Annotated in this window: 12 protein-coding genes; 10 read left to right on the plus strand and 2 right to left on the minus strand. The window is 64.0% G+C overall.

Annotated features, from left to right (window positions below; translation table 11 throughout):
* The first annotated feature begins 16 nt into the window (after positions 1-16).
* The 8 genes from PU724_RS02800 (at position 17) to PU724_RS02835 (ending at position 8,342) form a co-directional block, all read left to right on the plus strand.
* On the plus strand, positions 17-304 hold the full coding sequence (locus tag PU724_RS02800) for a YciI family protein (protein ID WP_127311933.1): 288 nt from the start codon (positions 17-19) through the stop codon (positions 302-304).
* Positions 301-1,227: a heme-dependent oxidative N-demethylase family protein gene (locus PU724_RS02805; protein WP_354419557.1), complete on the plus strand. Its 927-nt coding sequence runs from the start codon at positions 301-303 to the stop codon at positions 1,225-1,227. The genes PU724_RS02800 and PU724_RS02805 overlap by 4 nt, the downstream gene beginning before the upstream one ends.
* Positions 1,228-1,359: 132 nt before the next feature.
* Positions 1,360-2,805 carry a homospermidine synthase gene (locus PU724_RS02810; RefSeq protein ID WP_354419559.1) on the plus strand — a complete coding sequence of 482 codons (1,446 nt, stop codon included), beginning with the start codon at positions 1,360-1,362 and terminating at the stop codon, positions 2,803-2,805.
* Positions 2,806-2,975: 170 nt separating this feature from the next.
* Complete coding sequence (omp10, locus tag PU724_RS02815; RefSeq protein ID WP_127284911.1) at positions 2,976-3,350, plus strand: outer membrane lipoprotein Omp10; 375 nt, start codon at positions 2,976-2,978, stop codon at positions 3,348-3,350.
* A gap of 189 nt (positions 3,351-3,539) precedes the next feature.
* Positions 3,540-5,522 (plus strand): bifunctional metallophosphatase/5'-nucleotidase, encoded by a 1,983-nt coding sequence (locus tag PU724_RS02820; RefSeq protein WP_127311677.1) that lies wholly within the window; start codon positions 3,540-3,542, stop codon positions 5,520-5,522.
* A gap of 161 nt (positions 5,523-5,683) precedes the next feature.
* Complete coding sequence (gene hemH / locus PU724_RS02825; RefSeq protein ID WP_127311676.1) at positions 5,684-6,748, plus strand: ferrochelatase; 1,065 nt, start codon at positions 5,684-5,686, stop codon at positions 6,746-6,748.
* Positions 6,749-6,906: 158 nt separating this feature from the next.
* Positions 6,907-7,857, plus strand: coding sequence for an SPFH domain-containing protein (locus tag PU724_RS02830; RefSeq protein ID WP_127284908.1), 951 nt, complete (start codon positions 6,907-6,909; stop codon positions 7,855-7,857).
* A 20-nt stretch (positions 7,858-7,877) separates the two neighbouring features.
* On the plus strand, positions 7,878-8,342 hold the full coding sequence (locus PU724_RS02835) for an NfeD family protein (protein ID WP_127284907.1): 465 nt from the start codon (positions 7,878-7,880) through the stop codon (positions 8,340-8,342).
* An 80-nt stretch (positions 8,343-8,422) separates the two neighbouring features.
* Here PU724_RS02835 and PU724_RS02840 read toward each other — a convergent pair whose 3' ends face one another.
* On the minus strand, positions 8,423-9,424 hold the full coding sequence (locus PU724_RS02840) for a KpsF/GutQ family sugar-phosphate isomerase (RefSeq protein ID WP_135907953.1): 1,002 nt from the start codon (positions 9,422-9,424) through the stop codon (positions 8,423-8,425).
* Between the two features lie 208 nt (positions 9,425-9,632).
* On the opposite strand from PU724_RS02840, the gene PU724_RS02845 reads away from it, so the two are divergent.
* Positions 9,633-11,423 carry an outer membrane beta-barrel protein gene (locus PU724_RS02845; RefSeq protein WP_354419564.1) on the plus strand — a complete coding sequence of 597 codons (1,791 nt, stop codon included), beginning with the start codon at positions 9,633-9,635 and terminating at the stop codon, positions 11,421-11,423.
* A 112-nt stretch (positions 11,424-11,535) separates the two neighbouring features.
* On the opposite strand, the gene galU is transcribed toward PU724_RS02845, so the two are convergent.
* Positions 11,536-12,450, minus strand: coding sequence for a UTP--glucose-1-phosphate uridylyltransferase GalU (gene galU, locus PU724_RS02850; protein ID WP_189340465.1), 915 nt, complete (start codon positions 12,448-12,450; stop codon positions 11,536-11,538).
* A gap of 202 nt (positions 12,451-12,652) precedes the next feature.
* Here galU and PU724_RS02855 point away from each other — a divergent pair, with 202 nt between their 5' ends.
* Positions 12,653-13,876: a lytic murein transglycosylase gene (locus PU724_RS02855; RefSeq protein ID WP_127287155.1), complete on the plus strand. Its 1,224-nt coding sequence runs from the start codon at positions 12,653-12,655 to the stop codon at positions 13,874-13,876.
* Positions 13,877-13,878: the final 2 nt, after the last annotated feature.

Here is a 13,878-nt window from a genome sequence, read left to right on the forward strand (position 1 = left end):
AGGCTGGGAGAATGCAATGTTCGTCGTTTCGCTGAACTACAAGGTGCCGCTGACCGAGATTGACCGGCTGGGGCCCGCGCATGTCGAATGGCTGAAAGCCTGCTACGCCGAAGGCATCTTCGTCGCCTCCGGGCCGAAGCGGCCAAGGACCGGCGGCATCATCATCGCGCGTGGTCCGCGTGACGTGCTCGATGCCAGGCTGGCGGACGATCCTTTCGCCAGGGCAGGCGCTGCCGACTACGATGTCACCGAATTCACGGCGAAAATGACCGTCGCCCAGCTGGACGCGTTCAAGGAAGTATGAGCAGGCCCGCCCATACGCCCTATGACGGCTCGTCAAAGCCCTTCACCATCGGGCTCAAGCCGCTCGGCCTCGACCAATGGCTCGATGTCGACGAGAACTTGCCTGCTCACCTCGCCGAGAAGCGCCGGCTCTACGCGGAAATCCCCGAGAAGGTCTTTGTCGAGGAAGGCGGCACGCGCGAGGCGCAGCAAGAGGTGCTCGACCTCGTCGTCGCCTATCTCGCGGCGAAGCACCCCGGCACCCACCGCGGCATGAGCGCCGACGTCGAGGTCATCGGCGCCGAGAGCGGCGGCGGTCCGACCGCGGCCTTGCGCGAGGCGCCGCTCGTCAAGGCATCCCTGCTCGTCCAGGAGGATCTGATCCTGATGCGCCGGGACGAAAGCGGCTGGCGGCTGGCCGCCGGCTCGCTCTGCTTTCCCTCATCCTGGTCGCTCACCGAAAAATTCGGCAAGCCGCTACAGCAGATCCATGCGCCGGTGCCCGGCTTCGGACCAGGAACGCGTCCGGCCGACTTGATCAACCGCATGTTCGACGGTCTCCAGGGCCAGGCGGTCGAGCGCTACAACTGGTCGATCCAGGCCGGCGACGCGCTCTATCATCCGCTTTCCAACCTGCAGCGCATCGACCGCGCCACCAATCGGCCCTCGCGCTTCCATGATGGCGACGTCGACGCCCACGCCTTCATCCGCGTCGAGCGCCAGACGCTGCGCAAGCTGCCGGCCTCGCGCGACATCCTGTTCACCATCCGCATCCATCTCGACCCGCTCAAGGTGCTGGCCCGCCATCCCGACAGGGCAACGCTCGCGGCATCCTTCGCCGCGCAGCTTGAGGCGCTCGACGAGGCACAGCTCGACTACAAGGGCCTGACATCCGACCGCAACCGCCTGGTCGCCTTCCTCGCCGATATGGCCAGGGCGGCTTGACCACGCCGCCGGGCTGGCCTGGCCGGTGGTTGGCGCTTTTCGCTGGTTTGTGACAATGATCTGTGGTGTAGCGCTTGACCGTCCGGCGCAATTGCCCTGCTTTTCCCTATGTTTGAAGGAGTGTCTGAAAAAATGGCGAATGAAAACTGGCCCGTTTACGGTGAAATCACCGGTCCCGTCGTGATGATCGGCTTCGGCTCGATCGGACGGGGAACGCTGCCGCTGATCGAACGTCATTTCAAGTTCGACAAGTCGCGCATGACGGTCATCGACCCGCGCGACACCGACCGCAAGCTCCTCGACGAGCGCGGCATCACCTTCGTGCAGGATGCGGTGACCAAGAAGAACTACAAGAAGCTGCTGACGCCGCTTCTGACCAATGGCGGCGGCCAGGGTTTCTGCGTCAACCTGTCGGTCGACACCTCCTCGCTCGAACTGATGAAGCTCTGCCGCAAGCTCGGCGTGCTCTATGTCGACACGGTGGTCGAGCCCTGGCTCGGCTTCTATTTCGACGACAAGGCCGACAATGCCGCGCGCACCAACTACGCGCTGCGCGAGAGCGTGCGCGAGGAAATCGCCAGCAACCCCGGCGGCACCACGGCGATCTCCTGCTGCGGCGCCAATCCGGGCATGGTCTCGTGGTTCGTCAAGCAGGCGCTGGTCAACCTCGCCACCGATCTCGGCCTGGAGTTCGCCGAGCCGGCGCAGAATGATCACGAAGGCTGGGCGAAGCTGATGAAGAAGGCCGGCGTCAAGGGCATCCACATCGCCGAGCGCGACACCCAGCGTACCAAGAAGCCGAAGCCGATGGACGTCTTCTGGAACACCTGGTCGGTCGAAGGCTTCGTCTCGGAGGGTCTGCAACCGGCCGAGCTCGGCTGGGGCACGCATGAGACCTGGATGCCGAAGAACGCCAAAAAGCACAAGCACGGCTCGCAGGCGGCGATCTATCTGGAGCAGCCCGGCGCCAATACGCGCGTGCGCTCGTGGTGCCCGACGCCCGGCGCGCAATACGGCTTCCTGGTGACGCACAACGAGGCGATCTCGATCTCCGACTTCTTCACCTTGCGCGGCAAGAAGGGCAAGGTCCACTATCGCCCGACCTGTCACTATGCCTATCACCCTTGCAACGACGCGGTGCTGTCGCTGCATGAGATGTTCGGCGCTGCCGGCAAGGCGCAGCCTGTCCATCACGTGCTTGACGAGAACGAGCTGGTCGACGGCATCGACGAGCTCGGCGTGCTGCTCTACGGCCATGACAGGAATGCCTATTGGTATGGCTCGCAGCTGTCGCTCGGCGAGGCCCGCAAGCTCGCCCCCTACCAGAACGCCACCGGCCTGCAGGTCACCTCGGCGGTGTTGGCCGGCATGGTCTGGGCGCTGGAAAACCCCGAAGCCGGCATCGTCGAGGCGGACGAGATGGACTACAGGCGCTGTCTTGAAGTGCAATCGCCCTATCTCGGACCGGTCAAGGGCTACTACACCGACTGGACGCCGCTCGATCACCGTCCGGGTCTTTTCCCCGAGGATCTCGACAAGAACGACCCGTGGCAATTCCGCAACATCCTGGTGCGATAGCGGCGCCGTCAGCCTATCCGATTGCCTTGCAATCGCCCGGAAATCGGGCGATTGAAGGGGCGCGGCCTGAGCGACGTGCGTCCGTTTGGAGAGTACGCTCTAGCACTATGAATGTCCGCGCCGTGCTTCGAACCGACTTCGGGCCGACGCGAGAGGAGAGGATTTTGATCATGACCATTGCACGCAAATTGCTTTCGGCGGGCGCGGCGGCAAGCCTGCTGGCCGCTTCCGCCTGCTCCACCGTCGGCCCTTCCGAGCCGCCGATGTCGGCCGGACCGAAAGGCGTCGAAGGCTCCTGGATCGACGCCAAGGGCACCGGTCTGTCGAGCTTCACCGCCGGCGCCTTCACCACCGTCGCCACCGATACCGGCCAGAAGCTCGCCGAAGGCAGCTACACCATGACGGGCGCGACCTCGGTCGAGATCCACGGCACCTCGCTGATCCGCCAGACGCCGGTCAGCTTCAACTGCCTGATGATCTCCACCAGCCAGCTCAACTGCACCAGCGCCAGCGGGCAGAACTTCGTGCTCACGCGTCGCGTCTAAGCCGGCAAGACATCGATCCTGATAGCGGACGGCGGCGCGAGCCGCCGTCTTTTTTGTGCCGGCAACCTCGCCCTGATTTCCCCTTGCATCGACCGAAACGCGATGTGAACATGCCTCGAAGCTGGCTGTCGTGCTGCAGTCAAGCGATGGCGCTAGACACCTCTGATGAGGTTCATCCGGGAGAGGAAGATGAAGAAATTTGCCGCTATTGCAGCCCTGTCCGCGTCAGCGCTTGGCCTGTCGGCCGGAGCATCTTTTGCCGACTACACATTGAACATCCTGCATTTCAACGATTGGCACAGCCGCATCGAAGGCAACAACAAATACGAGTCGACGTGCTCCGCCGAGGAGGAGACAAAGGGCGAATGCATCGGCGGTGCCGGCCGGCTGGTCACCGCGATCGCTCAGGAGCGCAAGAAGCTCGAGGGTCAGAACGTGCTGCTGCTCAATGCGGGCGACAGCTTCCAGGGCTCGCTGTTCTACATCACCTACAAGGGTGCCGCGGAGGAGGAATTCCTCAACCAGATCAAGCCGGATGCGGTGACGCTCGGCAACCATGAATTCGACGACGGCGAGACAGCACTTGTGCCCTACCTCGACAAGGCGAAGTTCCCGGTCGTCAGCGCCAATGTCGTGGCCAACGACAAGTCCGGCGCCGCCGGCAAGATCAAGCCATCGATCGTGCTTGAGGTCGGCGGCCAGAAGATCGGCATTGTCGGCGCGGTGACCAACGACACGCCGGAACTCGCCTCGCCCGGCCCGAACATCGCCATCGAGGACGACGTCAAGTCGATCACGGCCGAGGTCGAGAAACTGAAGGCGCAAGGCGTCAACAAGATCATCGCCGTCACCCATATCGGCTACAACCGCGAGCGCGATGTCATCGCCAAGATCCCGGGCATCGATGTCGTGGTCGGCGGCCACAGCCACACGCTTCTGTCCAACACCGATCCGAAGGCGGCCGGCCCCTACCCGACGATGGTCGACAACCCCGACGGCTCCAAGGTGCCGGTGGTGCAGGCGGCCTCCTATTCCAAATATCTCGGCGAGTTCAAGGTCGTGTTCGACGACAACGGCGTCGTCAAGGAAGCGAGCGGCGACCCGATCTTTCTCGACAAGTCGATCACGCCCGATCCGGCCGTGCTCGCCCGCATCAAGGAGCTCGGCGCGCCGATCGAGGAATTGAAGAACAAGGAAGTGGCCGAGACCACCAAGCCGATCGACGGCAGCCGCGACAACTGCCGCGCCCGCGAATGCGAGATGGGCAACCTCGTCTCCGACGCCATTCTCGACCGCGTCAAGGGCCAGGGCGTCGAGATCGTGATCTCGAATGGCGGCGGCCTGCGCGCCTCGATCGACCAGGGCACCGTCACCATGGGCGAGGTGTTGACCGTGCTGCCCTTCCAGAACACGCTGGCGACCTTCCAGATCTCGGGCAAGGACCTCGTCGCCGGGCTGGAAAGCGGCCTCAGCCAGATCGAGGACGGCGCCGGGCGCTTCCCGCAGGTCGCCGGTCTGAAATATTCCTTCGACAAATCGGTCGCGCCCAACGCCGGACGCGTCAAGTCGGTCGAGGTGATGGAAGGCGGCGCCTGGGCGCCGATCAATCCCGACAAGGACTATATGGTCGCCACCAACAACTATGTCCGCCAAGGCGGCGACGGCTACAAGGTCTTCGCCGAGAAGGCCAAGAACGCCTATGATTACGGCCCGGGCCTGGAGCAGGTGGTCGCCGACTATCTCGGCGCGCACCGGCCGTATACACCCAAGCTCGACGGCCGCATTACCGAGATCGCGGCGACCGTCGCGGCGGCGCCCGCCGCCGAACCGGCGAAGCCGGCCGAGGCTGCACCGGCAACGCCAGCTCCAGCAGAACCGGCCAAGCCGGCTGAGGCGGCTCCTGCGGCGGCGCCGGCCCCTGCTCCCGCGGCCGAACCGGCCAAGCCCGCCGAAGCTGCGCCGGCACAGGCAGCGGAACCGGCAAAGCCGGCCGAGGCAGCGCCAGCCGAGGCCAGCCACGTCATCGTCGCCGGCGACACCTTCTGGGATCTGGCCAAGAAGGCCTATGGCGATGGCACCAAGTGGAAGCTGATCTCCGGCGCCAACAAGGGTTTCGAGGCGCACCGGCTGCCGATCGGCGGGACGCTGGCCATCCCGCCCGCCGCCAAATAACTCCTGCCGCGGCAAATCGACGAACCCGTCCGGGCAACCGGGCGGGTTTCTGCTTTCCGGCACGCGTATTAAGGTGCGGCCAGACGCGGCATTGAAAACCGACGGCGTATCGCTAATTTCGCCCCGCCATCGCTGGTTTCGCGATGCCCGGAGACCCCTTGATGACGTTGACCAGCCCGATCGATCCCAAAGCCGCGCAGGCCGCAGGCGCGCTGCTGGCTGGTCCCGCGCCGGCCAAGGCGGGCAAGGTCGGCGTGATGCTGATCAATCTCGGCACGCCCGACGGCACCGACTTCAAGCCGATGTGGCGCTATCTCAGGGAGTTCCTCTCCGATCCGCGCGTCATCGAGCTCAACAAGGCGATCTGGTACCCGATCCTCTACGGGCTCGTCCTGACCACCCGTCCGAAGAAGTCGGGCGCCAACTACGCCAGGATCTGGAACCGGGAGAAGAACGAGTCGCCGCTGCGCACCTTTACCCGCGCCCAGGCCGAGAAGCTTACCCAAGCGTTTGGTGACCTGCCCGATGTCGTCGTCGACTGGGCGATGCGCTACGGCAATCCATCGACCGCGAGCGTGGCCCAAAAACTGGTCGAGCAGGGCTGCGACCGCATTCTTTCCTTTCCGCTCTATCCGCAATATTCGGCGACGACCACGGCGACCGCCAACGACCAGCTGTTTCGCGCGCTGATGAAGATCAGGCGCGCGCCGGCGATCCGCAGCGTGCCGCCCTACTATGACGAGCCTGTCTACATCGAGGCGCTTGCCCGCTCGATGGAACGCCATCTGGCCAGCCTCGACTTCGCGCCGGAGGTGGTCATCACTTCCTACCACGGCATCCCAAAACCCTATTCCGACAAGGGCGACCCTTATCAGGCCCATTGCCTGGAGACGACGAGGCTGCTGCGCCAGAAGCTCGGCTGGGACGAGAAGAAGCTGATCACCACCTTCCAGTCGCGCTTCGGCGCGCAGGAGTGGCTGCAGCCCTACACCGACGTGACGGTCGAGAAGCTCGCCAAGGACGGCGTCAAATCGATCGCCATCGTCAATCCCGGCTTTTCCGTCGACTGCATCGAGACGCTGGACGAGATCGGCCGCGAGGCGGCCGAGACCTTCCATCATGCCGGAGGCGAGAACTTCGCCCATATCCCTTGCCTCAACGACAGCGCCGAAGGCATGGCGGTGATCGAGGCGCTGGCGCGGCGCGAGCTGTCGGGCTGGGTGTGAGCCCACTGCGTTGAGGCGATCGATCGCCCCTGTCGCGCTCTTCCATCCACTAATAATGAGCGATCACCTGATTGTAACACTATTGAAACACACCTAAGTGTTTGGTGAAGTCGGCTGCATGGTCTCAACGCCATGGCCGGCATCTGAGGGAGATTCAAATGGACTTCAGTGGTTTCGGTATTGCGATTGGTGCACTTGCCTTTCTGGTGTTGGTGCTTCTTATCAAAGGCATCAGGACAATCCCGCAAGGTTATAATTATACGGTGGAACGCTTTGGCCGTTACACCAAAACACTGAGCCCAGGCCTCAACCTCATCGTGCCGTTCGTCGACCGCATCGGCGCCAAGATGAACATGATGGAGCAGGTGCTCGACGTTCCGAGCCAGGAAATCATCACCCGCGACAACGCCATTGTGGGTGTCGACGGCATCGCCTTCTTCCAGATCCTCAATGCGGCGCAAGCGGCCTACCAGGTCTCCGGCCTGCAGAACGCAATTCTCAACCTGACGATGACCAACATCCGTACTGTCATGGGTTCGATGGACCTCGACGAATTGCTGTCCAACCGCGATGCCATCAACGAACGCCTGCTGCGCGTCGTCGACGAGGCCGCGCACCCCTGGGGCATCAAGATCACCCGTGTCGAGATCAAGGACATCAATCCACCGGCCAACCTGATCGAATCGATGGGCCGGCAGATGACGGCCGAGCGCAACAAGCGCGCCCAGATCCTCGCCGCCGAAGGCCTGAAGCAATCGCAGATCCTCGAGGCCGAAGGCCGCAGGGAAGCCGCCTTCCGCGACGCCGAGGCGCGCGAGCGCTCGGCCGAGGCCGAAGCCAAGGCGACGCAAGTGGTTTCGGAGGCGATCTCCAAGGGCGACGTCCAGGCGCTCAACTACTTCATCGCTCAGAAATACACCGAAGCGCTGACCAGGATTGGTTCGGCCACCAACAGCAAGATCGTGCTGATGCCGCTTGAGGCTTCGTCGCTGATCGGCACGCTGGGCGGCATTGGCGAGATCGCCAAGGAAGTCTTCAAAGATGGCGGACCGGCTGCCGCGACGCGGCAGGGTTCGCGCCCGCCGGTCGTCAAGTCCGGCGACAACTGAGATCATAGGAGGCTGCTCCCATGTTCGACCGCATCATTTCCGAACTTGGTCCGTGGAACTGGATGGTACTGGGCCTCGTCCTCCTGGTGATGGAGGTCATAGCACCCGGCATCTTCATGCTGTGGATCGGCATCGCCGCATTGGTGATCGGCCTGATTTCGCTGCTCATCTGGGACGCAAGCTTCTGGACCTGGGAAGTTCAGGTCCTTGCCTTCCTGGCACTGTCGCTGGTCTCGGCCTTCGCCGGCAAGAAGCTGGTTGGCGGCCGTCATGACGCGACCGACCAGCCGCTGCTCAACCGGCGCGGCGCGCAGCAGGTCGGCAAGATGGCCACCCTTGCCGAACCGATCAAGGACGGCCGCGGCCGCATCAAGCTCGGCGACACGCTGTGGCGCGTGTCGGGTCCCGACCTGCCGGCCGGCACGCAAGTGCGCGTCGTCAGTTCGGCCGATACCGACCTGGAACTGACTGTCGAAGCTGTCTGATCGCCCGAAAGCGCGCAGCGCTTTCGAAACAGAAAATCAGGGCGTGTCGCGTAGGGCTTCCCGAGCGTGACGCGCCTTTTTCAGGCCGCCCCGATCCGCAGCAGATCATGCAGGTGGACGAGCCCCACAGGACGTCCGTCCTCGACCACCATCAGGCTGGTGATGGCGGAGGTGTTGATGGTCTGCAGCGCCGTCGCCACCAGCGTGTCCGGCGTCGCCGTCTTTGGTTTCCTGGTCATCACCTGATCGACGCTCATCGCCAGAAGGTCGTTGGCGATATGGCGGCGGATATCGCCGTCGGTGATGATGCCGATCAGCGCCCCATCGGCGCCGCTGATCGCCACGCAGCCGAAGCCCTTGCGCGAGAGTTCGATGATCGCCTCGCGCATGCCGGTGCCCGACGGCACCAGCGGCAGACGCTCGCCGACATGCATGATCTCGCGCAGTTGCGTGAGATTGGCGCCGAGCTGTCCGCCTGGATGGAAGGTGCGGAAATGGTCGGGCGTGAAGCCCCGCGCCTCGAGCAACGCAATGGCCAGCGCGTCGCCCATGACCAGTTGCAGCAGCGCCGATGTCGTCGGTGCCAGGCCGTGCGGACAGGCCTCCGGCGCGGGCGGCAGCAGCAGCACCACGTCGGCGGCGCGCGCCAGTGCCGAGGTCTCGCCGGACGTGATGGCGATCAGCGGGATCGAGAAACGCTTGGAATAGGCGACGATGCCCATCAGCTCCTTGCTTTCGCCAGACCATGACATGGCGATGATGGCATCGTCTTTGGCGATCATGCCGAGATCGCCGTGATTGGCTTCCGCCGGATGGACGAAGAAGGCGGGCGTACCGGTCGAGGCCAGCGTTGCGGCGATCTTGGAGCCAATATGGCCGCTCTTGCCAACGCCGGTGACGATGACGCGGCCCTCGATGCCCGAAATCAGCTCGACGGCGCGCGCGAATGGCTCGGCCAGCCCGTTCTCGAGCGCGGCGGCAAATGCAACCATGCCGGCCTGCTCCGTCGCCACGGTTCTCAGCGCCGAATCGATCGAAGCCTGCCTGTCCGGGCGCTTCTTTTCTGGGGACCCTGCATGCATGGCTGATGCGCTTAGCGCTTTGCCGCCCGCCTGTCCAACAGAAATGCCACCTGCGGTCGATGGCGGCCCTCGGCTGAAGCACCATTTTGGCTTCGACATGCGGGACACCGAATGCGCGAGAGAACCGCCCGCCTCAACCCTCCGTTAACCATCCCCATTTACGGTTCGGTAAGTATGGCGCGCCTGCGCCGCGCAAGCAGTGGTGACGATGACCGGGGCCCAGCCTGAAACGAAAAGAGGTCGAACGGGCAAGGCCGTCAGCACGCTGCTGCTGGCGGCGAGCGTCCTCGCTTTGCTGCGGCCGATGCCGCTCCATGCCCAAGAAACCGAGTTGCGCGGCGAGGTTTCGGAATCGGCGATCCTGTCGGACCAGCAGCGCAAGGTCAGGCAGATGAGCAGGGCTCGCGCTCAGGATCTGAACGGGCCGGCGACCGCGACCGCCGACGCTCCGGCCGACCCCTATTCGCCGGCTAGCCCCGGCGCAGTGCCTGACGAGACCGATGGAACGGCCGCGAACGACAGCATCTTCGACCAGCCTGCCGCTACCGACGATCCGTTCGTCGACAACCCTTCTCCGCCCAAGCCACGTCGGACCTCGACCGCCAAACAGCGCGCCGACGATGCGGACAAGAAGGCGGACAACGACACCGCCGGGAAGAAAAAGACAAAGGCCGCCGACAAGAAGAAGACCAAGACCGACCCAACGGCGACCGGGGCCACCACCGCAGACACTGGCACCGCCGGAGAGGACCAGGACGGCGCCAACCGTCGCGCGGTCACCATCGACAGCGTCGACAGGCAGAAGCTTGACCCCGGCGCCGAGCGCACCGCCTCGATCGAAGGCCAGAAGATCAAGCCCGAGGACGACCCCTTCGCCGCCACCGGCATCAAGGTCGGCACCTTCGTCTTTCGGCCGACGCTGGAGCAGGGCTTCACCGCGACGTCCAATGCCGATGCCAGCAGCGGCGGCACGTCGGCGGTGCTGTCGGAGACGGCGCTGCGTTTTTCCGCGACCTCCGACTGGCGCGAGAACTCGGCCACGATCGACGGCTACGGCATTTTCCGCAACACGGTTTCCGGCCAGAAGATCAACGACGCGCAAGGCCGCATCGAAGGCCAGCTCAACGTCGACCTCGACAACGAGCTGCGCGCCATCGCCAAGCTCGGCTACGAAGCGGTGCCGGAATCGGCCTCCTCGCCGGACGCCATCGCCGGCGTCACTTCGCAGCCGCTGCGGCAGACCGTGGACGGCAGCCTCGGCATCGAGAAGGACGTCGGCAAGATGCGCTACGCGCTGACCGGCGCGATCACGCATGACTTCTATGGCGACGCCGATCTTTCGGACGGCACCACACTGTCGCAGAAGGACCGCGACTCCACGCTCTATTCCGCGACCTTGCGCACCGGCTATCAGGTTTCGCCGGCCATAACGCCTTTTGTCGAGGTGGAGGCAGGGCGACGGGTCTATGATCTGCGCCTCGACAGCAACTTGTACGAACGTTCCTCGACCAGGCTCGGGGCGCGCGCCGGCCTCGAACTCGACATGGACGACAAACTGTCGGGCGAATTCTCCGTCGGCTGGCTGCGCGAAGCGATCGACGACGACCGCCTGCCGGCCAATGCGGGGCCCTACGTCAACGCCGATCTCAAATGGTCGCCCGAGCGCGGCACCATCGTCGGGCTCACAGGCAGGACCACCATCGAGAGCACCACCACGGCCGGGGAAAGTGGCGATGTGCTCTACTCGGGCAGGCTTACCGGCGAACGCCAGGTCCGCGCCAATCTGACGGCGAATTCCGCGCTTGGCCTCGACTGGCGCGACTATACCGGCTCCGACGGCCATGACCTGATCCTGAGCGCCGAGGCCGGCCTGACATGGTGGCTGAACCGCTATGCCGGTCTCACCACAAGGGTCAGGACCGAGAAGCTGAACAGCAACCTGGCCGGCCGCGACTATGTCGCCAACAGCATCTTCCTGGGACTGAAGGTGCAGCGCTGAGGAGGCCGGCGCCTGGAGCGTCTCACCGTTTCAAAGAAACGGCGAACCGCTCTATCCCTTTGTTTGACGCAGTTCGGGACGGAGAACCGCTCGCACTTTTCCTGGAATTCCTCTAGAGCGCCGCGCCGCGCCGCTCGGACGGCTGCATCTCGTCGAGCAGCGTGCGGATGACGCCGGCCATGCTCTCATTCATGTCTCTGCGCCACAAAGCGAAGGCGACATTGGCCTCGACAAAGCCTTCCGGAGAGCCGCAGTCGAAGGTGCGGCCCTGGTAGTGGTAGCCGTAGAAGGGCTGCTGCTTCTCCAGCTTCAGCATCGCGTCGGTGAGCTGGATCTCGTTGCCGGCGCCGCGCTCCTGGCCTTCGAGGATGCCGAAGATCTCCGGCTGCAGGATATAGCGGCCGTTGATGAACAGGTTCGAGGGCGCGGTGCCTGCCTTCGGCTTCTCGACCATGCCGGTGATGCGGAAGCCATGATGGGTATCCTCGCCGCGGCCGACAATGCCGTATTTATGCGCCTCGGCCGGATCGCATTCCTGCACCGCGATGATGTTGTTGCCGGTCTCGGCATAAAGCTCGACCATGTCCTTCATGCAGCTCTTTTCCGACTGCATGATCATGTCGGGCAACAGCAGCGCGAAGGGCTCGTCACCGACCAGTTCGCGGGCGCACCAGACGGCATGGCCGAGCCCCATCGGCACCTGCTGGCGGGTGAAGCTGGTCTGGCCCGGCGCCGGCTGCAGCCGCTGCAGGCGGGCGAGCTGGTCGTCCTTGCCGCGCTGGGCAAGCGTGTCGTAGAGCTCGAACTGGACGTCGAAATGGTCTTCGATGACCGCCTTGTTGCGGCCGGTGACGAAGATGAAATGCTCGATGCCGGCGTCGCGCGCCTCGTCGACCACATACTGGATGACCGGTCGGTCGACGACGGTCAGCATTTCCTTGGGAATTGCCTTGGTGGCGGGAAGGAACCGCGTACCGAGACCAGCGACCGGGAAGACTGCTTTGCGAACTCTCTTCATGCTGCCAATTATCCGCTTGATTACGCGCTCCGCAATCCCGTTCTGAGACATTTTCGCGCCGGAATCGAGATGTAAGGAACGCCGAGTTTACAAAACTTGCAGTGCGTAAAGCATCGTCGCGTCTTTTCGTTCCCGCCCCCACCTATGGTAAACTAAATACTAACCGGGTTCGGCGATGAATGATCTTCCTGATACGAAAAAGGAGGAACAGATGTCCGTTCGCAGCACCGCAAAGCGCCTTGCAAGCGTCGTGACGGCGGCCAGCCTGTCGCTTGCCCTGCTGATGCCCGCGGGACCTGCTTTCGCCGATGCCGGATTCCGGCAATGGGTTGCCAGCTTCCGCGCCACGGCGGTGCAGAGCGGCGTCTCCGGTGCGATCTACGACCAGGCCTTCAGGAACATCACCGATGTCGATCCGGTCGTGCTGGAAAAGGCCCGCACCCAGCCCGAGTTCACGGCACCCGCCTGGGACTATTTCGACAACCGCGTGCACGACCAGTCGGTCGCCGTCGGCCAGCAGATGGCCAGGAAATGGAAGCCGTGGCTGGACAGGATCGAGGCGCGGTTCGGCGTCGACCGCAACATCCTGCTCGCCATCTGGTCGATGGAATCGAACTATGGCGAGATCCTCAAGCGCAACGACATCATGCGCAATGTCATCCGCTCGCTGGCGACGCTTGGCTATGCCGACCCGCGGCGTTCGAAATTCGCCCGCACCCAGCTGATCGCGGCGCTGAAGATCCTGCAGAGCGGCGACATCGACGAAAGCCATCTCAGCGGCTCGTGGGCCGGCGCCATGGGCCACACCCAGTTCATACCGACCAGCTACCAGCATTATGCCATCGACATGGACGGCAACGGCAAGCGCGACATCTGGAACTCGATCCCCGATGCGCTGGCGACGGCCGCCAATCTGCTGAGGAAGAACGGTTGGCAGGCCGGCAAGACCTGGGGCTACGAGGTCGTCCTGCCGGCCGGCAAGCTTCCCGCCGGCTCGAAGACGCTGGCGCAATGGCAGGCGCTTGGCGTCGTCAGGGCCAACGGCAAGCCGTTCAAGAACGGCTCCGACAAGGCGACGCTGAAAGTGCCCGACGGCCGCGGCGGGCCGGCCTTCCTGATGATCAAGAACTTCTCGGTCATCAAGGCCTACAACAACGCCGACAAATACGCGCTCGCCGTCGGCCTTCTTGCCGACGAGATCGCTGGTGGCAGCGGCCTGGTTCAGGACTGGAAACGGCCCTTCACCAAGCTGAGCTTCGAGGAGCGGCAGGAACTGCAGCAGCGGCTTTCCGAACACGGCTATTATGACGGCAAGTTCGACGGCAAGATCGGCGAGGGATCGAAGGCCGCCATCATGGCCTTCCAGGCGAAGGCCGGCTTGACCCAGGATGGCTATCCGAGCATGGAAGTGCTCAAATGGCTCCGCAAGAAATAGGA

It is taken from the genome of Mesorhizobium abyssinicae (genome assembly GCF_049887195.1).
Lineage (GTDB): Bacteria > Pseudomonadota > Alphaproteobacteria > Rhizobiales > Rhizobiaceae > Mesorhizobium > Mesorhizobium abyssinicae.